The sequence below is a fragment of the Arthrobacter sp. ZBG10 genome (genome assembly GCF_001238605.1).
Lineage (GTDB): Bacteria > Actinomycetota > Actinomycetes > Actinomycetales > Micrococcaceae > Arthrobacter.
On sequence record NZ_LFQH01000038.1, the window covers coordinates 1 to 24,400 of the forward strand.

Annotated in this window: 21 protein-coding genes; 7 read left to right on the plus strand and 14 right to left on the minus strand. The window is 61.9% G+C overall.

The annotated features are described in order from the left end of the window. Positions 1-515 (minus strand): IS110 family transposase (locus tag ACU18_RS09800; protein ID WP_157407666.1); only part of this gene is annotated, 515 nt, incomplete at its 3' end. Between the two features lie 656 nt (positions 516-1,171). Here ACU18_RS09800 and ACU18_RS09805 point away from each other — a divergent pair. From ACU18_RS09805 to ACU18_RS09820, 4 genes are read left to right on the plus strand one after another with little or no spacing between them, the layout of a single operon-like run. Beyond that, positions 1,172-2,638 (plus strand): ATP-binding protein, encoded by a 1,467-nt coding sequence (locus ACU18_RS09805; protein WP_082178267.1) that lies wholly within the window; start codon positions 1,172-1,174, stop codon positions 2,636-2,638. Continuing rightward, positions 2,628-5,519, plus strand: a complete 2,892-nt coding sequence (locus ACU18_RS09810; RefSeq protein ID WP_050685369.1) for a Z1 domain-containing protein — start codon at positions 2,628-2,630, stop codon at positions 5,517-5,519. Before ACU18_RS09805 ends, ACU18_RS09810 begins: the two co-directional genes overlap by 11 nt. Beyond that, positions 5,504-6,511 carry a PD-(D/E)XK motif protein gene (locus ACU18_RS09815; RefSeq protein ID WP_050685370.1) on the plus strand — a complete coding sequence of 336 codons (1,008 nt, stop codon included), beginning with the start codon at positions 5,504-5,506 and terminating at the stop codon, positions 6,509-6,511. The genes ACU18_RS09810 and ACU18_RS09815 overlap by 16 nt, the downstream gene beginning before the upstream one ends. Positions 6,512-6,514: 3 nt before the next feature. Further along, positions 6,515-8,593: an AIPR family protein gene (locus ACU18_RS09820; RefSeq protein ID WP_050685371.1), complete on the plus strand. Its 2,079-nt coding sequence runs from the start codon at positions 6,515-6,517 to the stop codon at positions 8,591-8,593. Between the two features lie 88 nt (positions 8,594-8,681). Here ACU18_RS09820 and ACU18_RS09825 read toward each other — a convergent pair whose 3' ends face one another. The 3 genes from ACU18_RS09825 to ACU18_RS20205 all read right to left on the minus strand — a co-directional run bounded on the left by ACU18_RS09825 (position 8,682) and on the right by ACU18_RS20205 (position 11,929). Beyond that, on the minus strand, positions 8,682-10,145 hold the full coding sequence (locus tag ACU18_RS09825; RefSeq protein WP_231686043.1) for a DNA cytosine methyltransferase: 1,464 nt from the start codon (positions 10,143-10,145) through the stop codon (positions 8,682-8,684). 440 nt (positions 10,146-10,585) lie between these two features. Further along, the gene (locus ACU18_RS20200) at positions 10,586-11,203 is read right to left on the minus strand and encodes a hypothetical protein (protein WP_231686044.1); all 618 of its coding nucleotides are present in this window, start codon (positions 11,201-11,203) and stop codon (positions 10,586-10,588) included. A gap of 165 nt (positions 11,204-11,368) precedes the next feature. After that, positions 11,369-11,929, minus strand: coding sequence for a hypothetical protein (locus ACU18_RS20205; protein ID WP_231686045.1), 561 nt, complete (start codon positions 11,927-11,929; stop codon positions 11,369-11,371). Between the two features lie 159 nt (positions 11,930-12,088). Between ACU18_RS20205 and ACU18_RS09835 the strand changes: the two genes are divergently transcribed. Further along, positions 12,089-12,478, plus strand: a complete 390-nt coding sequence (locus tag ACU18_RS09835) for a VOC family protein (protein ID WP_050685372.1) — start codon at positions 12,089-12,091, stop codon at positions 12,476-12,478. Positions 12,479-12,709: 231 nt separating this feature from the next. Here ACU18_RS09835 and ACU18_RS09840 read toward each other — a convergent pair whose 3' ends face one another. The 7 genes from ACU18_RS09840 to ACU18_RS09870 form a co-directional block, all read right to left on the minus strand. Next, positions 12,710-13,675 (minus strand): DUF4862 family protein, encoded by a 966-nt coding sequence (locus tag ACU18_RS09840; protein WP_050685373.1) that lies wholly within the window; start codon positions 13,673-13,675, stop codon positions 12,710-12,712. Next, positions 13,672-14,463 (minus strand): fumarylacetoacetate hydrolase family protein, encoded by a 792-nt coding sequence (locus ACU18_RS09845; protein ID WP_050685374.1) that lies wholly within the window; start codon positions 14,461-14,463, stop codon positions 13,672-13,674. The genes ACU18_RS09840 and ACU18_RS09845 overlap by 4 nt, the downstream gene beginning before the upstream one ends. After that, entirely contained in the window at positions 14,464-15,213 is a 750-nt protein-coding gene (locus ACU18_RS09850; protein ID WP_050685375.1) for an amino acid ABC transporter ATP-binding protein, read from the minus strand. It abuts the gene before it with no gap. Further along, positions 15,210-15,911, minus strand: coding sequence for an amino acid ABC transporter permease (locus ACU18_RS09855; RefSeq protein ID WP_050685376.1), 702 nt, complete (start codon positions 15,909-15,911; stop codon positions 15,210-15,212). The genes ACU18_RS09850 and ACU18_RS09855 overlap by 4 nt, the downstream gene beginning before the upstream one ends. Positions 15,912-15,917: 6 nt before the next feature. Beyond that, positions 15,918-16,718 carry a transporter substrate-binding domain-containing protein gene (locus ACU18_RS09860; protein ID WP_050685377.1) on the minus strand — a complete coding sequence of 267 codons (801 nt, stop codon included), beginning with the start codon at positions 16,716-16,718 and terminating at the stop codon, positions 15,918-15,920. 136 nt (positions 16,719-16,854) lie between these two features. Continuing rightward, the gene (locus tag ACU18_RS09865) at positions 16,855-18,303 is read right to left on the minus strand and encodes an amidase (RefSeq protein WP_050685378.1); all 1,449 of its coding nucleotides are present in this window, start codon (positions 18,301-18,303) and stop codon (positions 16,855-16,857) included. After that, entirely contained in the window at positions 18,300-18,971 is a 672-nt protein-coding gene (locus ACU18_RS09870; protein WP_050685379.1) for a GntR family transcriptional regulator, read from the minus strand. Before ACU18_RS09870 ends, ACU18_RS09865 begins: the two co-directional genes overlap by 4 nt. A 131-nt stretch (positions 18,972-19,102) precedes the next feature. On the opposite strand from ACU18_RS09870, the gene ACU18_RS09875 reads away from it, so the two are divergent. Beyond that, complete coding sequence (locus ACU18_RS09875) at positions 19,103-20,140, plus strand: bile acid:sodium symporter family protein (RefSeq protein WP_050685380.1); 1,038 nt, start codon at positions 19,103-19,105, stop codon at positions 20,138-20,140. On the opposite strand, the gene ACU18_RS09880 is transcribed toward ACU18_RS09875, so the two are convergent. Genes ACU18_RS09880 through otnK form a run of 3 tightly spaced genes read right to left on the minus strand, consistent with a single transcriptional unit; the run spans position 20,137 to position 22,834 of the window. Further along, positions 20,137-20,955, minus strand: a complete 819-nt coding sequence (locus ACU18_RS09880; protein ID WP_231686046.1) for a DeoR/GlpR family DNA-binding transcription regulator — start codon at positions 20,953-20,955, stop codon at positions 20,137-20,139. The genes ACU18_RS09875 and ACU18_RS09880 overlap by 4 nt on opposite strands. A gap of 5 nt (positions 20,956-20,960) precedes the next feature. Beyond that, complete coding sequence (locus ACU18_RS09885; RefSeq protein ID WP_050685381.1) at positions 20,961-21,608, minus strand: class II aldolase/adducin family protein; 648 nt, start codon at positions 21,606-21,608, stop codon at positions 20,961-20,963. Next, positions 21,605-22,834 carry a 3-oxo-tetronate kinase gene (otnK, locus tag ACU18_RS09890; protein WP_082178269.1) on the minus strand — a complete coding sequence of 410 codons (1,230 nt, stop codon included), beginning with the start codon at positions 22,832-22,834 and terminating at the stop codon, positions 21,605-21,607. Before otnK ends, ACU18_RS09885 begins: the two co-directional genes overlap by 4 nt. Before the next feature lie 175 nt (positions 22,835-23,009). Between otnK and ACU18_RS09895 the strand changes: the two genes are divergently transcribed. Next, positions 23,010-24,389: a homoserine dehydrogenase gene (locus tag ACU18_RS09895; protein WP_050685382.1), complete on the plus strand. Its 1,380-nt coding sequence runs from the start codon at positions 23,010-23,012 to the stop codon at positions 24,387-24,389. Positions 24,390-24,400 lie beyond the last annotated feature (11 nt).

The window sequence follows — 24,400 nt, forward strand, 5'->3', positions numbered from 1 at the left end:
TGCCGGTGCAGCCAGGTGTGATGGGCGTCGGTCCAGGCATTGCCCCCGGAGTAAACCAAACCGTGGCGAAGGAAAAGCTTCGAGATCCGATGCCTGGCCCGCATCAGGTCTGCCCGGACGTCCTCACGGGCACGGACGAGATCCCTGGCTGCTTCATCGGCGTTCCCAGGAACCCGCACGGGCGTGATCTGTCCAAGTAGCGCCAGCCGGGCAAGATGCTCAGCATCCCGGGCATCTGTTTTCACCCGGTCCCCGGACGGCCTTTGCAGCTTAGACGGCGCTGCAACCAAGCACTCGATCCCTGCACCGGCCAGCCGCCGAGCCAACCCGAAACCGGTCGGGCCTGCCTCATAAACAACAAGAACAGGACCACGCAAACCCGAAACCCACTCCAAAACCCCGGCCTCGCTGCCGGCCAGACTCTGACGGAGCATTTCACCGGTTTCCTGGTCTATCGCGCAGCCCTTCACGCTGCGGGCATGGACATCCAAACCGACGTAAGTACGCTTATTCATGGCTGGAACCTCCAAACGTTCAAATGTGGCTCTACCAGTCCACACCCCGCACCTGCGTGCGGAAAGACCAACCGGCAACCCACGAACCCCTTTGAACCCGAGGTTCCAGTCCCTACCTCAGGGCCGGCCCGCCCGCACACTCATATCGTCTAGAGGTGCACTGGAATCCACCACTTGGGCGGTCGGCTTGACTTGATCGATTCCCGTCGCAAAGTAGTTCAACCTTCCAATCACATGTGATTGTTCAGTACTTGAATCGACATGCATATACGCCCCATCAGGCGCGCCATGTTCATGGTTTACGGGATGACGGGCGGGCCCAGTTGGTGGGCTTCGGAGAAAATCTCGATGCTGCGGAGCGGAATGTGGGGAGACTGCGGCGACGCCTCCGGGCTCGCCAACAAATACCGTCATGCAGCAAATCACCGCGTCCCTAGGCACGTAATAACCCTCGGTGACGGCTCTGCCCACGACGGTGTGTGGCGCTGGTGCCGCATGTGCAGTACTTTTTATGAAACCTTCAAGCTAATAGCGGATAGTGGCACCTATTGTCGCTGGCATCTGCAAGGCTGTACTGGTTGACATAGCGGCCCGGTGGGCCCGTGTGATCTTAACACCGTTGTTTGGATACGCTATGAATTTACATGGGGATATGAATGAGCTCGGAAATAACGATGGTGCCGGACCCGCATTTGATGGAGTCCTTGCGCGCCGTGGGATACACCCTTACGACAGCCGTCGCCGACATAATTGATAACTCAATCACGGCTGGATCCACGAGCATCGAGATACGGGCCGGCAGTCATCCTGAAGACTACTTGGCCATTGTCGACGATGGCATCGGCATGACAGGCGAGCAGGCCCAACACGCAATGCGTCTGGCCGGTACTAGTTCTGTTTCGACCCGATCGACCACCGATCTCGGTCGCTTCGGACTCGGACTGAAGACAGCCTCTCTGTCCCAATGCAGGCGACTGACGTTGGTGTCCCGACGTGATGGTGTCCTATGCGGCTATGAGTGGGACCTCGACCATCTGCAAAGAACCCAATCGTGGAGTTTGATTGAACTAAACGAAAGAGAATGTGTTGATCTCCCCGGATTTGAGCTACTCAATGAGCACGGTTCCGGAACGCTAGTGTTGTGGCGAAACCTTGACATCTTGCACAGTACCCATGGGAATCTCGACACCGGATTGAACCGCGCCCTCGTGGAGCTCCGGGACCATCTTTCATTGGTGTTCCACAGATTCCTAGCTGGCGAGCACGGCGAGCCATTGCAAATAGCCCTGAACGCGCGCCCCATCGAAGGCGCAGACCCTCTGATGCCGACCCACAAGGCAACCCAGGTAGGCCCTACGGAGCTGATCGCCGTTGACGGCGGGTCGGTAGTCCTCCAGGCTTTCACGCTCCCTCATCTGAACAAACTCACACAGAGGCAGCGCCAGCTAGCCCAAGTGAGCGGGTCTCTCCGTGACAGCCAAGGCTTTTACATCTATCGCGAGAAACGCCTAGTGATCTGGGGAACATGGTTCCGCATCATGCCTAAGCACGAACTTGGCAAGTTGGCCCGCGTCCGCGTCGATATTCCCAATACGTTGGACCACCTGTGGTCGCTCGATATCAAGAAGGCCCAAGCAGAACCGCCCACGGTCATCCGTGAACGGCTCAAGAACGTATCCGAGAAGATGATCGCACCAAGCCGCCGAGTAGCCGAATACCGCGGACGAGTTGCGTCGACTGGTGCAGTCGTTCCGGCTTGGAACATTGTGGATCAGGATGGATCCTTCCGGTACGAGATCAATCGGAAGCATCCGCTTGTTTCTGCCATGGCGGCCGCGGCAGGACCGGGCGGCGTCACGTCATTCCAGACCCTCCTCGGCCTCCTTGAGCGAAGTTTCCCCGTCGATCATGCATACAACCTTCTGGGTCAAGACTTCACTTACGCCCCTTCGTCTTTGGCGAACGCGGACCTTGTTATTGAGGCCACAAAGATATGGAAGTGCGTGTCGCTGATGGGCGGTACCCCAGATGAATTTGTAGCCAGTTTTGCTGCCTCCGACATGTTTAGCTCGGTCGCTGACCCCGAGAGTTTCCTTCGAAAGGTTGCACGAAATGAACTCTGATCTTAAGGACCTGTCTGAATCTTTGGACCGAGTAGAGCAGGCAATCCATGCTTGGAACGTGGACCCCCTAACGCAGGAGCCTCGCCCAGGCATCACAGAGCAGGCTATCCAGTCAGCAGTTGTGAGCTTCGGTAAAATGCAGGTCCCAGGAGCTACGGACGTCCAGCTCGAGGGCGTAGCTTTACGTTTGATCAAGTCACTGATGGCCACGATCGAGCTCGGCACCATAGTGACCAAGGAAGACCATGTTCCGTGGCTGGACGAAGCGCGACCTTCGATCGTATGGACTCGATGGCGGGCATATCGGAAGCTACTTGCTAAGAAGAAGCGCTCCTCCGACGTTCTCAACAAATTAGACAAGTTCACGGACGAAGTCTTGGATCTTGCAGGTAATCCTCTCCAAGAAGGCTCGTGGTCCCGGAGAGGCCTCCTGATCGGTGACGTCCAATCCGGCAAGACCCAAAACTACTTGGCCCTTATAAACAAAGCAGCCGACGCTGGCTATAGGCTCGTCGTTATTTTGGCCGGCAACACAGAGTACCTCCGCCGCCAGACTCAAGAGAGAGTGGACGAGGGAATCCTTGGCAGAGATACGCAGGTCCTAGCGTTCAATGGATCTACCTCTACCGGAATAAAGTCGACCATCGGCGTGGGTCTAATTGACAAGAAGGTCCTGAGCACTCAAAGCATGACGACCATGGCGATGGACTTTCTCCAAGCCACGAAACGGGGAACCGCTTTAACGGTTTCCAAGAACTCCAATGAGCCATTCGTTTTTGTTGTAAAAAAGAACAAATTTGTATTGGAAGCATTGGCTGGCTGGGCCCGTAATTTGGACGCCGACAAGGCCAAAGTGGACGTCCCTCTGCTCCTTCTGGACGACGAATCGGACTACGCCTCGGTCAATACCAACAACGAAGGCGACGATCCAACAGCGATAAACAAGGCGATTCGGTCGTTGCTGAATCGCTTTGAACGTTCGTCCTATCTCGCCATCACAGCTACGCCCTTTGCAAACATATTCATCGACAATGAAGCCGAGATGACGATCCAGCCAGATGAAGGGGAGGATGCCGAAACGGTCACTGACCTTTTCCCAGACGACTACATTTACGGGCTAGAAGCTCCATCTACATATGTCGGAATCAGGCGAGTCTTCGGAACTATTGACGAGCCCACCGAATCGATACTGCGTCATATCGACGACGCCCCACTATGGCTTCCGACCAATCACAAGAACGGGCACGTGGTTACATCACTGCCAAGCAGCCTGAGCACCGCGATACGCTCGTATTTGGTAGCCAATGCGGTCCTAGATCTCAATGGCAGTGCGTCGCTGAAGAGATCAATGCTCGTCAACGTCTCGCGGTTTAAGAATGTTCAGGCCCTCGTCGGCGACCTGATTGCCACGGAGCTCGCAATACTGAAGGACGCGTTGGAGGTTCACGGAGCCACCTACTTGAGAGGGATACCCAACCCTGTCATCGAGACGCTGCATGAGACCTTTCAGGACGAGTACATCGGTTGTGGCTATACGTGGCACCAAATTGCCGAGGTCCTTCATTCGTCGGTCAGTCTAATCCGCGTGAAAGTGTACAATTCAGATCCAGACCGGCTCGGAGTAGATGTCGAGTTTGAGCCTGACGTGCCGGCTCGGCAGATCGCTGTTGGTGGGGACCTCCTAAGCCGCGGGCTGACGCTAGACAACCTAGTTGTGAGTTACTTCCACCGTTCAGTTCGCGCAGCGGACACTATGATGCAGATGGCTCGATGGTTCGGTTACAGAGACGGATACGACGAGCTGTGCCGCCTTTGGATCTCTGCAGAAACGGCAGACAACTACAGATTCGTCGGGGATGCGGTCGAAGAACTGCGCCGGGAACTAAAGCTGATGAAGACCTCGGGCCGTACACCCCGAGAGTTCGGACTGGCGGTCAGGGAAAGCCCCGAGGCACTCCTGATCACAGCCCGTAACAAGTCGAGGAGTGCGATCTCCGCCGCCAAGACCGTCGACCTCCGGGGGCAGCGGCTCGAAACCACGAAGCTTACGGATAACATCGACCAACAAAAGAAAAATCTCGAAGCCGTGCGTAACTTTTCGGAAGCTTTGGCTGCGGACTGCGTGCCTCTGGACTCCGAAACATACAAGTGGCCCCGCTACAACGGAGTTGACCGCGACCATGTCGCCCAATTGCTATCGAGTTTCCTTCCCAGCGCAGCCGATGCCTATTTCAACGATGGCGTGTTGGTCAACATGGTTCAGAACTCCACTCATCCGAACTTCTCGACTTGGGACGTTGTATTCGTGGAAGGTGAACGCTCCCGTGGGGCCGTGCCAAATCTGAGCTTGGGGGCAGTCGACATCGTAATGCCACAGCGAACAATTACCCATCGGCCCTTCGTCTCCGGGTCTAAGAGCAGGCGCCAAGGAAGCCGCAATACTGCCGATTCCGGGGAATGGTTGGTTTCAGACAGGTCCTCGCGGCTGGCAGGTAGAACCGACCTGCAGTCAATGATTCCCTCGGAGACCCTTCAAACTATTGTCGATGGCCGTGCTAACAAATCGACCGCAGTTGCCGAGGACCACTTCTACGAACACCTGGCGAATCCCATCCTCTTTGTCTATGCGCTGGCTCCTCAAATCACTCAAGTCCAGCGTTTCCGGACAAAGGATCCCGAGACCAAGAAATGGACTACGAGTGTTCAGAAGAGCGACCCCGCAACAATTGATGGGCTCGAAGCAATCGTGGCTCTAAAGATCGCGTTGCCCAAGCCGGCCGATCAAGGCAATAAGGATGAATCGGGTAAGGGCAAATACCTTTTGAACAAGGTTGCCCAACGCTACGGCTTCCTCAACATCGAGTCATGGGCGACAGCGTGACGATGGGGCCTGTCCAACCCGGCTTGGCGTGGAGCGCCAAGGACTGGGACACTAGGCGGTCGTCCACCCATATTGGGGCATGGGAGGTCGATCCAGGCCTCCCGCTTCGGCTCTTTTATGGGGTTGAAACCACCGGGTGGCTAACTTTTGGATACGTCGCGACCGCCAAGCCTGGAAGTCCGCCCCTCTCGTCGGCCGTCCGAGTCCATCGACGACAACGAGATCTGGACGAGAAATGGACCCTTTCGTTAACCCTCACGGTGCCGGATTCGGAGACCGTATTCCGGCAGTTGGCAGAGCACATTTATGCGCGAGTGAAGGCCACTTCATCGGAGGAGCGCGGCGTCCTAGCATTCATGGAGTCGGTGTCCGAGTGGAAGAAACTCTTCGCGGCTCCAAACCGAATGTCCTTGGCGGAACTCCGCGGGCTCTTTGCTGAGTTGTACGTCGGCTTTGTGACATGTTCGGCGATCGCGTCAGATGCTGCCACTGTGAGCGCGTGGGAGGGTCCTTTCATGGCAGACCAAGACTTCCAATTTCCAAGATTCTCCGTCGAGGTAAAAAGCATCCGCCCAACATCGCGCGCAGTCGACATCGCATCGGAGTACCAACTCGACGGCGAGGACATCTACCTGGCCATTGCAACAGTTCTCGATGATCAAACATCGTTCGACGGGTCGATGACGCTGCCCGAATTGGTGGCCTCAATCCGTCTCCGACTCCAGGGCCAGCCCTCAATAGCCGAGTCGTTCGAGGATGCGCTAGCGCAACATGAAATCGACTTAAGCGATGCGTTCTACGAGGACACCCATCTATCCTGTACGACAGTTCGGCTGTTCGAAGTTTCCGGCGATTTCCCACGTATTACAGCCAAAATAGTTCCGCACGGAGCCGCCGGCGTCAACTACAAGATACTGCTAAGCGAAATTGGCGGATACGAACGAAGTATCCGAGATCTGGTGCTTACACCAGCTACCGAGGTGGAGGAATAGCATATGGATCTCAAAGAGTACTACGTGGACTTTCAACAGGACGTGGCCACCGACGCGAGTGCGTCCGGTGACTACACAGTGGACGCGTTCATTCGCCGCTGTGGGGAAATCTTGGGCGAAGCCGACCAGTTCGAGGAAATCCAAGTTCTGCAGTTCGAGGGGACGGGCCAAAGACAGCGCAAGCTTCGAATCCAAGGATATGACCTGTCAGCGTCGGACGACACGGCCAGTCTCGTCGTGGGCATCCACCACGGAACCCCCGAAATTTCCGCCGTCACGACTACCGACGCCAAGAATGCACTGAAGGCCCTCCAGTATTTCCTTGACGAAGCTACTTCAGGGCAGTTTGAAGTTGACCGTGAAGCCAGCTCGCCCGCGGTTCAAGCAGCTATCGATATCCGTCTTCGACGGACGTCCATTTCTAGGTTCCGACTCCACTTGGTCACCGATGGCAAACTTAGTGACAGGCTACGTGATTTGCCAAGCGAGGAACTGAACGGCGTGCCTGTCGACTTCTCCTTCTGGGACATCGAACGCTTCCATCAACTGCACGAGTCAAAACAACAACGTGAAGCCCTAGAGATTGATGTCACCGAGTGGGCGCCGAACGGCATTCCAGCTCTCGAGATTGCAGGCACGGAGGACTTCGCAACGTATCTGGCAGCCGTTCCTGGACCTTTACTAGCAGACCTCTACTCAAGGCACGGCAACCGGCTGCTTGAAAGCAACGTCCGTTCCTACCTTTCCAATCGTGGCAAGGTCAACAAGGGTATCCGTGACACCGTGAATGCATCGCCGCACCTCTTTATGGCCTACAACAATGGCATTACGGCAACAGCCACGAAGGTTGAGATGTCAGGTGACCGTTCGTCAATCCTCAGCGTTGTGGACCTTCAAATTGTCAACGGCGGACAGACCACGGCAAGCCTGTTTTACGTCGGTCGGGAACAGAAGGCTAAGGCAGCCTTAGCCAATGTCGTGGTCCCGATGAAACTGGTGATGGTTGACGAAGATCGGGCGCAGACACTTGTACCTAACATTTCCCGGTTTGCCAACAGCCAGAACGCTGTGAGCGCCGCCGATTTCTTCTCCAATAGCCCCTTCCACCAGCGACTCGAAGACCTCTCGCGGCGGCTGCGGGTCCCTGCAGTTGCCGGAACTCGGATTCAAAGTAAGTGGTACTACGAGCGCATTCGAGGCCAGTACTCCAATGAGAAAACGCGACGTATGCCGTCAGAGGCTCTCCGGTTTGAGCAGGAGAATCCTAAATCGCAGATGTTCACTAAGACCGATTTGGCTAAGTACATGTCGTCTTGGGATCAGAAACCCCATATTGTCAGCTCAGGTGCACAGAAGAATTTTCTAAGCTTTGCCGTGACAATTTCAAAAAAATGGGATTATTCGCCCGACGATTTCAACGATGAGTTCTTCCGAGACGGAGTAGCAAAAAACATTCTATTCAACTCTGTTCGAAGAGAAGTTTCGAAGGCTGACTGGTACAAGGATGAAACCGGCTATCTTGCAAATATCGTGACATACACGATTGCCAAGTTAGCTAACGTCGTTGAAACTCGGGCTGGAAATAGCGTTCTTGATTTTTCCAAGATATGGAATCAGCAAGCCGTTTCCCCCAACCTGCTGGATTACTGCGTGGAGTTGGCGCGCGATGTGCGAAGTGTGCTGATCGCAGATCGTCGGCTAGTTCAGAACGTTACAGAATGGGCCAAGCGCGAGGACTGTTGGACGCAAGTCCGTGGGATTCCGGCGTGGTTGCCTGACGACGCAAAGACGTGGCTCGCGGACCCTACAGCCGTCATTCGGCGACAGAGTATGGCCAAATCTAACCAAAAAATCGACTCAGGCATCCAAGCCCAGACACGTGTCATTGAGACACCTCGAGGGCAATGGCTTGAACTGGAGGCTTTCCTGTCGACTGTACGAGTGGCCACTCTGAAAGAAACGTCCATTCTCGGGGTATGCACCGGCCGTCGTCCTGGCATTCCAACAGAAGCGCAATCGAAAGTTCTCCTGCAGCTGGTGGAGAGAGCTAACACCGCCGGATTTGACGGGTTCACCCTGTGAGCGCAGTTCTAGCTTGATTTCCGGTCCGGGATAGCGGCGGCTGGTTGCCTCTTTTATAGAGGTATCGGCCAGCCGTCAAAAATTGGAGTTAGCCCACCGGGCCGTCGAAGAGCGACCCCAACATCAGTGCAACCTTGTCGGCGATCTTCCTCGCCAGAAGCGGGGGCACAGCATTTCCGACTTGATGGAACTGCTGAGTCCGCGCTCCCTCAAAGAAGTAGTTATCCGGGAAGGTCTGCAAACGAGCTGCCTCGCGAACTGTAAGGCTCCGCCCTTGAATAGGGTCCGGATGGATGTAGTAATGACCGTCTTTCGAGATGTGAGAAACGACGGTCGTTGATGGCTGATCCCACACTTGAACCCTGAACCGGTCCGTGAATGGCGTATTTGCCTGACCGATGTTGTTGTGGTCTGGTTGCAAGGACTCATGCAGATCCGCATATTTCGGACTGCGTCCGAGCTCCAGTGCTTTGGTAGCCATAACTCGGTATCGGACCAAGTCTGAAATCATGTGGGAGCGGGGCACGTGATGGACAGGGGCCGTGATGTTATCGTCTTCCAGCCACTCGCGAAGATCCTTCGCAGCTTGATTATCCACATCCGCCATGTCTGACCTAGGATCGGCCGCCAACTTAGCATCAGCAGTGGCAACTGACAATTCTTCTTCCCAGTTCAGTGCCCGTTTGGGTAAACGACCAGAGGCAACAGAAACCCGTGCTGGAAGGCCGCCGATGGCGTCCCGGACAGTCACCGGTTCTGGGGATAGATCTAGTACCCTTCGGGGGATCCGATGTGCGAGGTCGCTCCTGACGCCCAGCAGGATCACTCGGTGCCGTTTCTGTGGGAGCCCGTGTTCCTCGGCTCGAATAATGAAATCCTCGGGTTGGACGTCTTCGTGGTCCACGTCAACAACCAGAGAACGGATCTCGTAACGAACGCCTCCAGGAAGTTTCCGAAGATCGTCCAAAATCCTGAGGAACATGCCTTTGCCCCCATGCGTCGACGACAATAGGCCCTTGACGTTCTCCATCACGAAAATCGACGGTTGGAACGCGTCAAGAATGTGGAGGTATTCCTTGTACAGGAAGTGCTTATGGTCGCTTTCGAAGTATTCATCACTGGTCCGTCGGGACCGCCCGGCCAAGGAATAGGCTTGGCACGGTGGCCCGCCAATTAGGATCCAGTGCCCTCGACTTTCGTGTCGGCCAAGCTTTTCCAAGATGGTGGCATCAACTTCCTTGCGCTGTTCCTCACCAAGCTCGACCTGAAAGATGTGCTCCGCTGTAGATTCATAGGCCTCACGGAATTTGCCGCTTAACGTCTCGTTCCACGTAGCTTGGCCGGAGATGTATTTGTAGTAAGGACCTAGGTCTGCGCCATTCGCCCTGAGTGCCCTAAACGTCGATCGAAGTCTCAGCGTCCTGCACGCCAGAGCATCCATTTCGAACGAGGCAACGCTGTCGAAGACACGCTTACCGTTGATATCGAGAGCACTGCAAAAACCCTCATTGAGGCCGCCCGGACCAGCGAACAAATCAACAATCGGTATCAAGGCATCCTCTATCAACTAACAAACGGAGTTTCCAGGATACCAGGCATCCCCGACAACAGCGATTGGGTACCGAACATCGGTCGCAGGGGGAGGATTGACGGGAAGGCCATGCCGGACCCCCGCGGAACCGAATCTCCCGGGTCAGTCACCCCGCGGGTGGAGAAAGCCGGCATCGTGGGCGCCACTGGAGAAACTACCGGCTAGGTCGCCATTGCGTTCGTCGTCCTGCACGGCGACACCGTGGACTCCGGCAACTGGATCGTCACAAACCTGCCGACCAGGTCGGCAAGGAATGCCCAAACGTCAAAGCCAAGGCCATCTTCGTGTCCGAAGTGCCCAAGACCGGTGGTGCAGCTGTAGCCGGGACGGCCCGCGTGTTGTGGGCGGCCTAAGAATAACCGCACTTACCGGGGCGCGAACTTTCGCGAAGAAGGCTCAATTCATGGACAAACCCGGAACGTCAGATACCGCGCATCCCCGCGACCCACCAGCCGTCCCAACACCTCGACCGCTTCGAAATCCTCGGCACCCATATCCGTGGACAGCCAGAGGCTGATAAGCCCGGCGTCACCGCTGGAACGCACGGCCGCGCCCAGCGCCAGGTCCAGCCGGTCCCGGAGCAGCTGCACCGCCAGGACGCCGGAGCGGCTGAGCAGGGGAGCGCTGTACGCCTCCAGCGCCTCCACCACTCGGCACTCGCGGAGCAACCGCAGCACCCGCCCCGCATCTGAACACCCAACAAGCCCCGCAGCAAACCGGTATGGGTTCGACTCCACGGCGTCGCCCAGCATCGAGCGGACCCGGAACATCTCGGTGCGGATGGCCACGGTGGTGCCCGTATCCCCGTAGAGCTCGTAGGCCATCTCCTCGGCGGTCCAGCCCTGGGAGCGTGAATCCAGCAGCGCGAGGATTTCGGCCCGGCGCAGCGTCAGCGGCACCCGGCTCCCGTCGCGGAACACCGCGGCAGGTTTGTCCCCGAGAAGCTCCAGCCGCTCGACGGCAGCAACCGGCCGGCGGACGGGCTGCCGGGACCCACCCCGGTGAGGTGAGGCATCCAAGGACCTCCCGCCGTCGGGCGTTCCCAGAAGGGCCTCCGCTACCCTGACCGCGCACCGCACCATCCGCAGCGTGTCCGCGCTGATGGTGTCCAGCGGTCCGGAGACGTCGAGGACGCCAAGCAGACGGCCCGTGGCCGGGTCCGTGATGGGCGCCGCCGTGCAGGCCTACTCATGGTGGGTGCGGACCAGATGCTCGGCGGAGAACAGCTGCACCGGCCGCCCGGTGACCAGTGCTTCACTGATGGCGTTGGTGCCGATCCCGGCCTCGGACCAGTCCGCACCTTCGGAGAACTCCAGCCGGTCTGCCCGACGGAGCACCTCCGGGCTGCCCACCCGGCGCAGGATCTCGCCGCGGGCATCGGTGAGTACCAACAGGTGCCGGCCGGAACTGGAATCATCGGCCAGCAGGTCGTTGAGCGCCGGCATGACCTGCTGCAGCCGGTGCTCCCGCCGCAGCTCCGGGACGTCGGCGGCGTCGTGCAGGTGCCGCGGGCTGTGCTGGTCCGGGCTGATGCCCAGGGCCATGGAGCGGCGCCACGAATCCGCTAGGTCGGTGGGGATCTCCGGGCGCGGGACGCCGGAGATGACCAGTTCGTGGGCGCGGCGCAGGGCGCGCGAGTACTTCGCCGGGTCCGAAAACCTCAGGCCGTAGTCCAAAACAGTGTCCTCCTCACCGGCGGCGTCCTTGCCGTATTCATGGCCGTGGACGTAACAGCCGCCACTCACGTCCTTGGCAGACGGCTCACCCTCCTCGGCGTTGGCATCGGAACCGCCGCCTACGTACTACTCAACCTCGCCTGACGCGGCAGCCACACGCCGGACTCGAAGCAGCCGGCAGTCAACCAGCACAACCAGCCAGTCGCCGTCGTCAGTACACTGGGCAGCATGGTCTCCCGCATCAGCGAACTGGTCCTCAACTGCGCCGACCCGGAACTGCTCTCGACGTTCTGGTGCGGCGTCCTCGGCTACGTGGAACTCGACCGGGAGGACGGTTCCATCGAGATCGGCCCGGCCAAGCCCGGGTTCGGCGGCCTGCAGCCCACCATCATCCTGAGCCCCAGCACCAACCCGCGGACTGGGCGGCTGCCGCTGCACATCGACGTCAACCCCATCGACCGGGACCAGGCCGCCGAGCTGGAACGCCTGCTGGCCCTCGGTGCCCGGCCGGTCGACGTCGGGCAGTCCGGCGACGAGCAATGGCACGTCCTCGCCGACCCCGAAGGCAACGAGTTCTGCCTGCTCCGCCGGCGGCTCGAGCCCCAACCAAACCCTTAAACGCTAGGAAAACCGGCTGGCCAGGTGTGCCGCCGCTTACTCTGCGTCAGGTCCCACCCCGAGCAGCGTCGGGGAGACGGGTCGTGGCCGAACATCTATGGGTTCTGGCAGGGCTCGGCGGACGACGGGCGACTGAGTGCCTTCGCGCGGAAGGCACTGAAGAACCGTTCGACCCGGACAACCTGTTCCGTATCAACCACAATATCCCGCCCACTGCCGGCTGAGGCAGCGCTAGAAACCAGCCGTGCGGACTGCGTCGATCGACTCTTCTAGGAGCGCCACACGCTGCAGCACGGAGGATCCCGGCGGCGCAGAGACTTTCAGCCCCCGGTATGGTTCCGGCCCCGTGACGTCCAGGCCGGCGTCAACCGCCGCGGCCAACGTCCGGATGCGCTGGGGCGTCAGCAGGGACGCCGGTTCAACCGGCGCAGGCGGCAGGTGCGAGTCATCCCACGCCGCACCAAAATCAGTCGCCTGCGAGGAACACCCGGACACGACAACGCCAGCCAGGATGCCTTCAGCTGAGGCACGTTCCACGTGCCGGACAGGCGCACCCGGATCCCGGTCCTCAAGCACTGAGCGTGCCCAGTTCACCGCTACCCCCGCACCGGTGCCCGTGGCAAGGACCGCCTCAACCTCCTGCTCGAAGCGCAGGAACCCTTTCACCGGCGCGTGGGACGGGCCGGCCGCATCACAGTGTTCCAAGACAATCCGGGCACCATCCCACCGGAACCCAGCAGTCTGCCGCAATGATTCGGTCAGCTCCTTCACACCCGAGGAAGCGCCCGCCACACCGGCGCCCAGGCGTGGAGCGCTGAACAGGTGCACGGCGCGGACCGCACGACGGCCCAGAACGTCGTTCAAGGTGCGGACCGCCTCCGCGGCGACCGCCGCCCTTTCCATGGCCGCCCGCCGACCCGCCTCAGTTGTGGAGGCGAGTCCGAAGTCAGGGGAGCGGGCCAGGCGGTCCATGGTGTCCGGAATGGTGGTCACCACGTACGTGAGATGGTCGGGAAGGTGCCGTACCTGCTTCAGGAACCAGTCGCCGTCGTACTTGTGCAGCTCTCCCGTGGCATATAGCGGAATCTCCAGTCCTGAGACGTGCGGCAGCGATGCCGCCGCGGCCAAGAACGCCGCCTCCTGCTCCGGATCCCAGCCGTCCAGGGCGGGAGCCGCCGCGTAACTGCTGACGATCAAGCCGGCGCCATCACGTGCCCGGCCGGGGAGTCCACCGCAGCCACCGGGTTGGTGAGGGTTCCCACCCCTTCAATGTCCACCGAGACGGTATCTCCCGGGCGCAGTTCGAGGCCAGATTCGTCAGCGGCCCAGGGCGTGCCGGTGAGGATCACGTCGCCGGGGTAGAGGGTCATGAACCCGGAACAAAACACCAGCAGTTCCGCCACGGTGAACACCATGCGGGACGTGGCGGAATCCTGGACCACGGAACCGTTGATTGTGGTGACGATGCGGAGAGCCTGAAGGTCCGGGACCTCATCAAGGGTCACCAGCTCCGGCCCCAGCGGGCAGAACGTGTCCAGGCTTTTGCCGCGCGTGGACTGGACGTCCGCCGCCTGCAGGTCCCGCGCCGAAACGTCGTTTGCCACTGTCACCCCTGCAACGGCCGCGAGTGCCTCCTCCGGCGTGGCGGCGTCCTTGAGGACACGTCTCATCACGACGGCGAGCTCGCCTTCGCACACCACCGTTCCGGCACGTGCCGGGTTGAGGATGATCGGCTCGCCGTCAGCAGCCAGGCTGCCGGCGAATTTGCCGAACACCAGGGGGATACGCCCCGCTGCCCGCCGGTCCGGGGCTGTGCCTCCGGCGGGCACCGGGAGCGCCGGCTGACCGGCACCAGGGTCAGGCCAGTAGTTTTCGCCAATGCCGATCAGCTGCCCGGGGATGCGGATGCCCGGCAACAGCGCGCAGGACAGGGACGGGCGTTCACCCGCACTGGCGCCGGAACGGGTGAATGGAAACCGCGGCATTCAGTGGCTCAGGTGGGATGCGTACACACGCAGGCGCGGGTGCTGGAACACTTCATCCGGCGGGCCCTCCGCCACAATGCCGCCGTGTTCCATAAAGATCACCCGGTCCGCCACCTCGCGGGCAAACTTCATCTCGTGGGTCACGATCACCATGGTCATGCCGGTCTTCGCCAGCTTCGCCATGATGTCCAGGACTTCATTCACCAGTTCCGGATCCAGGGCGGACGTGGGCTCGTCAAACAGGATGGCCTTGGGATCCATCATCAGCGCCCGGCAGATGGCCACCCGCTGCTGCTGGCCGCCGGACAGGTCTGCGGGGTAGGCGTCCGCTTTGTCCTCCAGGCCCACCGAGCGGAGCTTTTCGAGCGCCCGCGGAACCGCGTCGGCACGTTTTTGCCGCTTGGCGATCACCGGGCCTTCCAGCAGGTTGTCCAGTACGGTCCGGTGCGGCCAGAGGTTGAACTGCTGGAACACCATGGCGATCTCCCGGCGCAGCCAGGTCAGCCGGAACTGGTCCACCACACCGAGCTTGCCCCGGGAGTTGGGAGTGTAGAAAACCTGCCGGCCGTCCACATGGATGCGCCCGGAGTCCGGCACCTCCAGCATGTTGATGCAGCGCAGCAGCGTGCTCTTCCCGGCACCGCTGGGGCCGATGATGGCCACCACCTCGCCCGGAAGGATGCGCAGGTCCACATCCTTGAGTACTTCGCGGGAGTTGTAGCTCTTGGTGAGTCCGGTGATGCCGATCATGCCATGCTCCCAACAGCTTCGCGGAGTTGTTTGGTGGTGCCCATTTTGCGGCCCATCTTCTTTTCGATAATGATCTGGACCACCATGAGCAGGCTGGTCATGACCAGGTACATGGCCGCCACCACCCCCAGGGTTTCCATCACGTTGTACGTGGAGTTGTAGGCTTTCTGCCCCTGCAGCATCAGGTCCGGGACGGTAATCACCGAGATCTGCGCCGACTCCTTGAGCATGATGATGCAGTTGTTGATGTACGGCGGAGTCATGAGGCGGATGCCCTCCGGCGCCGTCACCCGCACAAACTTCTGCACCGGATTCATACCCACCGAGTCCGCCGCTTCCAGGTGCCCTGCATTCACCGATTTGAGCCCGGCCCTGATGATTTCGGAAAAGAACGACGCCGAGTTGAGGCTCATCGCGATCAGCCCTGCGGTAAATGCGTCCATGGTCAGCCCGAACGGCTTCGTGTAATAGAAGAAGAACAGGGACAGCATGAGCGGCAGGCCGCGGAAGAACCAGACATACGCGGCGGCGAAGATCCGCAGGGCGCGGATCCTGGAGAGCCGCAGCGTGGCGATGATGTAGCCCAGGACAGTGGCACAGACGATGGCTGCGGCCACAATTCCCAGGGTGGTCATGGCACCGGCCAGGAAGATCGGGAAATATTCGGCTGCAACAGAGCCGGGCTCGTAGGTGTCCATTGGGAATCAGGCGGCGGGGATCTCGACCGTGAAGCCGAACCACTTCTGGTTCAGTTTCTCCAGGGTGCCGTCAGCCTTGAGCTCTTCGATGATCTTGTCCACCTTGGGCTTCATCTCGGTATCGTCCTTGGGGAGGCCGACGCCGGCGGGCTTGGTGCCGTACACATCTCCCACGATCTTCAGGTCCGAGGCCAGCGGCGAGTTCTTCATGAAGTTCTCCGCGGCGATCCGGCCCGTGGCGAACACCGCGATCCTGCCCGCTGCAACATCGGCAAACCCTTCCGGAGCGCCGGGGTAGGCCTTGAGTTCGGTAAACCCGCCGATGCCCTTGACGTCCGTTTCCGTGCCGGAGCCACCGATGGCGCCCACCACCAGGCCGTCCAGCTTGCTGAGCTGCTCCACGGAGGTGTTGTCCTTCTTCACCACCGCAACCGCGCCGTCTGCCAGGTAGGGGGTGGAGAAAGTGATGGACTGCTTACGGGGCTCGGTCATGGTGAGCCCTGACATCACGGCGTCGAACTTTCCACTGTTGAGGCCCGGCAGCAGGCCGGTCAGTTGGCCTTCAACGAACTCCGGTTCCATGCCCAGCTTCTCCGCGATCAGCGTGCCCACCTCGATGTCGAAACCGGTGAGCTTGCCAGCCTCCGAGAAGGTGATGGGCCGGAACGTGCCGCTGGTGGCGATGGTGAACTTTTCCTTCGCCGGAGTATCCGAGGAAGCATTGCTGCTGGCTGCGCAGCCGCTGGCGGCGAACGTGAAGGCGGCCAGGGCGGTTACGACGGCGGCTTTGCGTGTGCGTGAAAACATGCGGTGCTTCCCACTTTCAGTGATCCGTGCCAGTGATGTTTGCTGACAGGACTGACGCTATGGGCTGCGTGTGTCCGGGAATTACCTGCTTCGTTTCGGAAAGGTTAATTATGAATTCTGTAGACAGTTTTCACCGTCAGTCGGGGACGCCCAGCACCTCGGCCCCTTGGGTGAGGCTTGCGGCCAGCCCTTCGAGGACTTCAGCAAACGCGAGGGCCTTCAGCTCCCCGCCGGGAGCTGCCACCACCTGGACCGACAGGGGGAGTCCGTCCGTAGACAGTCTCACCGGCAAGGACACCACCGGGCATCCAGTCAACGTCACGGCCCGGCAGGGACCCATGATCTCCCAGCCCTGCAGGCTGGTGCCGTCCACGTCCAGGGCGCCTTCCGGATCGGCGGCCGGACCGCCGGCGACGGGGAGCAGGGCAAAATCCACCGCAGCGATCTGGTCCAGGGCGCTGGACCGAGCAGCGTCGGCTGCCGTGCGGGCCAGGTCCAGCTCCCCGGGGGACGCCGACAGCGAATCCCGGATGGTTTTCAGGTTGGCCGCTGAAATGCCGGCCTCCTTGCCGGCGATGGCGGCTACGTGGTCCAGCATGGGGTCCACCCCGCGCAGGCGGTTGTAGGCGGGCAGGCACTCCGCAAACAGCTCCGGTTGGTGGGCCACCGTATGGCCCGCCGCGGCAACTGCGGCTGCGAGCATTTCCATGAGCGCGGTGACCTCGCGGCGGACTGGACCAAACGTGCTGCCGTCGCTCCAGGCAATCCGGAGGGGAGTGTCCGTGAGGGACCCGGCGTCCGCTTCCGCCCCGGACATCACCAGGTACGCCGCCCGCAAATCACGCACCGACCGTGCGAGCGGGCCGACGGTTTGGAATGAGCCCTGCATACCCGGGCTCACGGCGGGGACCACGCCGTCGGAACCAAAGTTCCCGTCAAGTCCCGGGACCTGCCCTTCCCCGGGCACTGCCCCCAGCCCGGGCCGCAGCGCAGCGATACCTACGCATTGGGCGGGCCAGCGCAAGGAGCCGCCAAAATCCGTGCCGACCCCCAGGGCCGAGATCCCCGCGGCCACCGACGCTGCTTCGCCGCCGCTGGAGCCTCCCGGGGTTGCTGTTGAATAGCGTGGATTCAGGGTCCTGCCCAGCAGCGGGCTGTCGCAGGTCATGCCAAACGCGAATTCGGGGCAGTTGGTTTTGCCCACCAGGATGGCGTCTGCCTCCAGGAGCCGCTGCACGGCCGGTGCTGTGGTTGTGGCCACGGTGTCGGCGAACGCCTGGCTGGCCGCTGTGACCGGCAGGCCGGCGACGGCGATCACGTCCTTCACGCTGAAGGGCACCCCGGCCAGCAGGCCGAGCGTTTCACCGGCGGCTCGGCGGGCGTCGAGGATGGCCGCAGCCTGCGCCGCGCCATCCCAGTCCGCCGTCACGAAGGCATTGAGCGCCTGGCCTTCGGGGGCGGACGCGCGCCGGTGGGCTGCGGCCACAACCTCGCCGGCGGTCACCGCCCCCGCCCGCACAGCGTCCGCGATGGCGGTGGCGTCCTGGTATCCGGCGTTCAGGCCCGCCAGCAGTGAGTGGCTCATGCCCCGGCCGCCCGCTGTTCCAGGGCGGTCTCGCCTTCAAGGTAGTCCCGCTCACCGTGTTCTTCGAATTCGCGGCGGATCCGCTCCGGGTCTCCCGAACGCAGACAGGCCAGCAGCTCGGTATGCCGGTCCACGCCTTTGGTGAGGTCGCCTTTGGTCCTGGCCTCGTTCAGCACGTTGGCTGCCATGCAAAGCTGCATCTGCAGCATCAGCGACCGGTAGGTATCGCTGAGCCTGCGGTGGCCGGCGGCATCAACCAGCGCCGTATGGAAGTCAATGTTGGCCTGGACCACGGCGGCCCGGTCACCGCGTTTTGCGGCGGCGCGCATGGCCTTCATGATCGGATCCAGGGGTGCGTAGGTGGCGGGGTCCTTCCTCGCCAGCAGGTAGTCCAGGGCGAACATTTCCAATGCCCGCCGCAAGGAGTAGATCTCGTTGATATCCGTCTCCGTCATGGAGACCACGCGGTAGCCGCGCCGGGGTGATTGTTCCAGGAGGCCTTCGCTTTCCAGCGTTCGGAGGGCTTCACGCAGCGGGGGGCGGGAAATTCCCAGGCGTTCCGCCAGCGGAGGCTCGTTCAGCTTGTCCCCGGGTGCCAGTTCACCGCTCACTATCAACTTCCGGATCTCGGTGGTGGCGAGCGAAACGAGGCTTTCCTGGACGATCATGCCCTCAGACTACTGTCTACAGTCGCCGCAGAGCCATAGCCTGCACGAGTTTACGCAGGGTTTACATGGGAGGTTCTTTCTGTAGATTGTCTACAGTATTCTTTGCTGTATCCAACAAAGAATGGTGGGAAATGGGAACGACATCGACAGCCACCCACAAGGCCCGGCGCTGGCGCGGCTGGCTGGATCCTTTTGTGCTGCTGCTCCTGGCAACCCTGGCCGGGGCGGCCCTCCTCCCGCCGGACAAAGAGCTGGTCCCTGCGCTGTCCAGCGCAGGTGGCGTGGCGGTGGCTGTTCAGTTCTTCATCAGTGGCTTGCGTCTGCCCTCTTCCGCAGCCCTGAAGGGCCTCAAGGCCTGGCGGCTCCACCTGGTCATCGTGGGGTTGTCCTTTGTTATGTTCCCCATTCTTGGCTTCGGTGTGGCGGCAGGCTCGTCCTGGTACCTGAACCATGAGCTGGTGGCAGGACTGTTGTTCCTGACCATGCTTCCCACGGCGGTGCAGACGGCCACCACGTTCACCGGCATTGCCCGGGGCAACACCGCTGCCGCTGTCTGCGCGGCCTCCATTTCGAACCTCCTCGGCGTGCTGGCCACGCCGTTGCTTGTGGCGCTGGCCCTGGGGTCCTACAGCGGTATGAACCTGTCATCGATCACCAAGATTGCCGTGCAGATTGTTGCCCCCTTTGTGCTGGGCCAGCTGCTCCACAAACTGACCCTGAAATGGACGCAGCGCTGGGCCCCGGCGTTCAAGGTTGTGGACCGGGCAGCCATCCTGCTGGTGGTGTACGTCGCGTTCGGCGCCGCTGTGGCCGACGGTGTGTGGCACCGCATCCCCGCGGCGCAGCTGGCTGTAACAGCCGGTATCTGCGCGGCGATGCTGGCGCTGAGCCTCTGGATCACGTCCCTGGTGGCCAAAAAACTGGGGTTCGTGCCTGCGGATGCCACCGCCATCATGTTTTGCGGTTCGGAGAAGAGCCTGGCCACCGGACTGCCCTTGTCCGCGATCCTCTTTACCGGTCCGCTGGGCGGGGTGGTGATCCTGCCGGTGATTATGTATCACGCGATGCAGCTGATCGTCTGCGCCGCGATTGCCCGACGGGTGGCACGCCGGACTGAACCCCAGCATTACACGGACGCTGGTCCGGCCGTCCTGGCAGGTGCCCCTTAGGCGTCGTCCGCCAACGGCTTCATGCTCGCCCGGACCACCTCGACGCCCAGCTCCTGGATCTGGTGGGTTGTGGCCTCGTCCAGGCCGGCGTCGCTGATGATGAGGTCCAGTTCGTTCAGCCCGAGCACCCGGTATTTGGCGTAGCGCCCAAACTTGCTGCTGTCCGCCAGCAGGACAGTCTTTTCGGCCGACGCCATGGCCGCGCGTTTCGGGTCAATCTTGGCCTCGACGGGTGTTGTCACGCCATGCCGCAGGTCGCAGGAGCTGGAGGACAGGAAAGCGATGTCCAGCGACAGTTCACCCAGCGTCAGCGCAGCCAGCCTGCCGATCATTGACTTGTTGTCCCGGTCCACCCGGCCACCCACGCAGATCAGGTCAACGCCGGGGAATTCAAGAAAGGCCATGGCGGTGGCCAGGTCATTGGAGACGATGGTGAGGTCCGAGCGTTCCCGCAGGTACGGGCTCATGGCCTGGACCGTGGTGCCGGCATCAAGATAAACAGTCATCGAATCGGTCACCAGTTCGGCAGCGTGGCGCGCGATCGCCGCCTTGGCCGGCAGGTCCGCCGCTTCCTTCACGGAGCGGTGCGGTTCCTGCAGCAACCTGGTTTCCGCGAGGACACCGCCCTGGGTGACCTGGACCTTGCCTTCCTCGGCCAGGGCTGCCACGTCGCGGCGGGCGGTCATGTGGCTGACTCCCAGCAGCTCGGTGATATCCCGGTAGCTGAGAACCCCGCGGCCGCGCAGGTGCTGAAGAATCTGCTGCCTGCGCTGTTCAGGGATGAGGGATGTCGTCGTCTTCGCCACTGCTGCCACCCGCGTCAATCTACCGGAGAATGCGTCCAGGGACTGCCCCACTTGTCCGCGAGCTCGCGGATCTGCTCCGGGGTGAGCTCACGGCGCGGGGAATTCTCGGTCAGCAGCGCAATCCGGCACGCTTCTTCGAGTTCCGCGGCGCGCTCGACGGCGTCACCCAGGTCCGCACCCGACACCACGGAGCCGTGGTTGGCCAGCAGCGCCGCGCGGAATTGCCCGGGTGCGGACAGGATGTCCGCGCCGAGGGCGGCGTCACCGGGGTGCCGGTACGGCAGCAGCGGCGTCTGGCCCACCCGCATCACAAAGTACGGTGTCAGCGGCGGCACCGCATTCGTGGCGGACCACGGATCGCGGCAGGACATGGCAACGGCCTGCGGGGAGTGCAGGTGAACGATTGCCTGGTGCTCGTCGCCGCGGCGGTAGAGGCCCACATGCAGGGGGGTCTCCTTGGATGCCCGGGCGCCGCCCAGGTGGACACCTGTCATTGAAACCTCGGCAATATCGGCCTCGGTCAGGTGGCCCAGCGACGCGCCGGTGCCGGTCACCAGGATCATGTCCCCGTCCCGGATGCTCAGGTTTCCGGTCGCTCCCGGGCTCAGGCCCATGCCCACGAGCCGGCGTCCTGCCGCGATGAGTTCTTTCCGGACGTTCATACCAACTGCTCCCAAGCCGAAGTGAAAAGATCGATGCTGCCGAAGTTGCCGCTTTTGAGCGCCAGCGCCACGGTGCGGCCGCCCGTTTCCGCCGTGGACCAGCACACTCCCGGCGCCAGTTCCGGGCCCATCTGCAGCGACTGGATGTCCAGTCCGCGCACCACGGCCCCGCTGGTTTCACCGCCGGCCACGATCAGGCCCGAGACGGCGCCGTCCGCCAGGAGCAGCCTGGCCGTCTGCGTCAAGATTCGTTCGACGACGGCCGCGGCGGCCACTCCGTCCACGCTGCCCTGAACATCGTCACGGGAACGCGCGGCGCACACCACGGGAATGGAGTCCACCGGCTGCGCAAGAACCCAGGCTGCCAGCCCGGACGCCGCAGCTTCCGGGTCCGCGATGGCCTCGCGGATGTTGACCTGGTGGACCGGCTGGGTCTGCGCGGCGTGCGCGATCTGGGCCAGGGTGGCACTGGAAACGCTGCCGCACAGGACCGCTCCGCGGCTGCGGGGCGGCGAGTTCCAGGCTGCCTCGGTCCGGCCAGGGCCCGGGATGCCGAGCGCCAAACCTGAACCACCGGACACCAGGACGTCGTCGCGGGTGGCGGCCGCGATGAGGGCGAGGTCCGCATCATCGATCGCGTCCACCACCACATACCTGGCGTCGGCCGCCTCCAGCGCCGCGCGCAGCTGCGCCGCGCCGGACTGGACTGTTCCGCGGAACACCTCTCCGACGTCGTGCGAGGTTTGCGGACGCAGCAGGTCGGCAACGCGCGACTCGGTCATGGGGGTGAGGGGGTGGTGGCGCATCGGGGAATTTTCCAGGAGGTCCGCGCCCACAAAGAGGTGCCCCTGGTACACGGTGCGCTGGTTTGCCGGCAGCGACGGGACCACAACGCACCTGCTGACGCCGAGTTCCGCGGTGACGGCATCCAGCACGGGTCCGATGTTGCCCGCGGCGGTTGAGTCGAACGTGGAGCAGTACTTCACGTAGAAGCGGTCCGCACCCCAGGCCTGCAGGCGGCGAAGCGCGTCAAGCGACACGGCCACGGCTTCGTCCTTGGCTTCGGAGCGGCTTTTCAGAGCGACCACAACGGCGTCGAGAGCGGCCAGGTGTGCGGGCGTGAGGGTGCCGTCTTCGATGACAACAGCCACTCGATGACCTGAGCGCCGGAGCATAGTGGCTATGTCCGTGGCGCCGGTGAAGTCATCAGCGATGATTCCGAGCACTTTTTCCTTTCCGGACCAACCGGCCCATGCGGCGGTGGTCGGAAATGACTGTAACACCCGGCCGGGAAGGATTGTTAAAGTTTGGTAAGTTCTTGTACGAATTTAGAATGTGTGTCACAGTGATTCCCGGCACGTTCGAAGGTCGGACGTTGCTCCCGAAGATTTGGACCCAACCGTGATCCTTCCTCACCGCGCTCGACGACGAGATCCCATCCACGTAGCCCTCACCGGGGCCAACGGCGGCTACGGACGCACGTTCCTCGCCCAGCTGTCCCACACCCCCGAAATCCTGCCCAGCATCCTGATCGACCCCGACATCGACGGTGTGTTGGCCATGCTGACCGAACTCGGCATCCCGCCCCACCGCGTGGCCGGGTCCATCGACCCCGCCCACACCGCCGCTATCGTGGCGGACGGCCGGCTCGCCCTGGTGGCCTCCGCGGAGGCAGTGGATTGGGCCGGCATTGACGTGCTGGTTGAGGCCTGCGGCCGGGTGGGCGTCGGTTCCGCCTACGCGGCAACCGCCCTGGAGAACAACGTCCACGTGGTGATGGTCAGCAAGGAAGTGGACACCGTTGTGGGTGTGGAACTCGGAGCACGGGCCGCCGCCAAGGGACTCAGCTACCTCCCCGGCGACGGCGACCAGCCGGCCAACCTGCTGCGCCTCGTTGACTGGGTCAGCGCCGTTGGCCTCGACATCGTGGCGATCGGCAAATCAGGGGAGTACGACCTGCAGTTCAACCCGGAAACCGGGACCGTCACGCAGGCCGGTGAAACCATCGATGCACCGGAGCTCGCCGGGCTCCTGGGCCTTGGCGGCGACATTGCGGAAACGCTCAAGCAGCGTGCGGCCGCAGTGAGCGGGCTCAAGCGGGCTGCGGCCGCGGACTCCTGCGAAATGACCGTAGTGGCCACCCGCACCGGGATGCCCGCCGACGTCGAAGCCATGCACTACCCGGTGGCCCGCATCGATGAACTGGCTGACATCTATGCCGCGGGGGAAGACGGCGGCATCCTGGGGCACGACGGCGTGGTGGACGTTTTCTCCGCACTCCGGCTTCCCGGCGAGGCCAGCTTCGCCGGCGGCGTCTTCGCGGTGGTCCGCACCGGCGACGCGGTCACCTGGGACATTCTTCGGGGCAAGGGCCACGTGGTCAGCCGTGACGGCAAGTACGCGTGCATCTACTGGCCGTACCACTACATGGGGGTGGAAACGCCGCTGACCGTGCACGCCGCCGTCGACCGTGTTGCTGCTCCCGCCGCCCAGCCCGGCATCCTCCTGGCCGGGCGCGCGCTGCAGGACCTGCCCGCCGGAACCGAACTGGCAGTGGCAGGACACCACCACGAAATCGCCGGTGTGGCGCCGGTGATGATCGCTGCAGACCACACAACATCCCCGTTCTACCTGCTCGACGGCGCCCGCCTGGCACGCCCCGTGGCGCAAGGGGAGCTGATTGGACTTGAGGACATCGACGGCGCGGACGCCGGAGCCCTTGCCCTGTACCTCGCGGGAACCCGCCGCGGCACCAACCACCTGATCGGAGTAAATCAATGACGTCCTTTACT

Excerpts from the sequence above, each read along its gene's own strand:
- ACU18_RS09805 (WP_082178267.1), top strand. The coding sequence starts at position 1,172 with ATGAGCTCGGAAATAACGATGGTGCCGGACCCGCATTTGATGGAGTCC.
- ACU18_RS09810 (WP_050685369.1), top strand. The coding sequence starts at position 2,628 with ATGAACTCTGATCTTAAGGACCTGTCTGAATCTTTGGACCGAGTAGAG.
- ACU18_RS09815 (WP_050685370.1), top strand. The coding sequence starts at position 5,504 with ATGGGCGACAGCGTGACGATGGGGCCTGTCCAACCCGGCTTGGCGTGG.
- ACU18_RS09820 (WP_050685371.1), top strand. The coding sequence starts at position 6,515 with ATGGATCTCAAAGAGTACTACGTGGACTTTCAACAGGACGTGGCCACC.
- ACU18_RS09835 (WP_050685372.1), top strand. The coding sequence starts at position 12,089 with ATGGTCTCCCGCATCAGCGAACTGGTCCTCAACTGCGCCGACCCGGAA.
- ACU18_RS09845 (WP_050685374.1), bottom strand. The coding sequence starts at position 14,463 with ATGCCGCGGTTTCCATTCACCCGTTCCGGCGCCAGTGCGGGTGAACGC.
- ACU18_RS09850 (WP_050685375.1), bottom strand. The coding sequence starts at position 15,213 with ATGATCGGCATCACCGGACTCACCAAGAGCTACAACTCCCGCGAAGTA.
- ACU18_RS09855 (WP_050685376.1), bottom strand. The coding sequence starts at position 15,911 with ATGGACACCTACGAGCCCGGCTCTGTTGCAGCCGAATATTTCCCGATC.
- ACU18_RS09860 (WP_050685377.1), bottom strand. The coding sequence starts at position 16,718 with ATGTTTTCACGCACACGCAAAGCCGCCGTCGTAACCGCCCTGGCCGCC.
- ACU18_RS09865 (WP_050685378.1), bottom strand. The coding sequence starts at position 18,303 with ATGAGCCACTCACTGCTGGCGGGCCTGAACGCCGGATACCAGGACGCC.
- ACU18_RS09870 (WP_050685379.1), bottom strand. The coding sequence starts at position 18,971 with ATGATCGTCCAGGAAAGCCTCGTTTCGCTCGCCACCACCGAGATCCGG.
- ACU18_RS09875 (WP_050685380.1), top strand. The coding sequence starts at position 19,103 with ATGGGAACGACATCGACAGCCACCCACAAGGCCCGGCGCTGGCGCGGC.
- ACU18_RS09885 (WP_050685381.1), bottom strand. The coding sequence starts at position 21,608 with ATGAACGTCCGGAAAGAACTCATCGCGGCAGGACGCCGGCTCGTGGGC.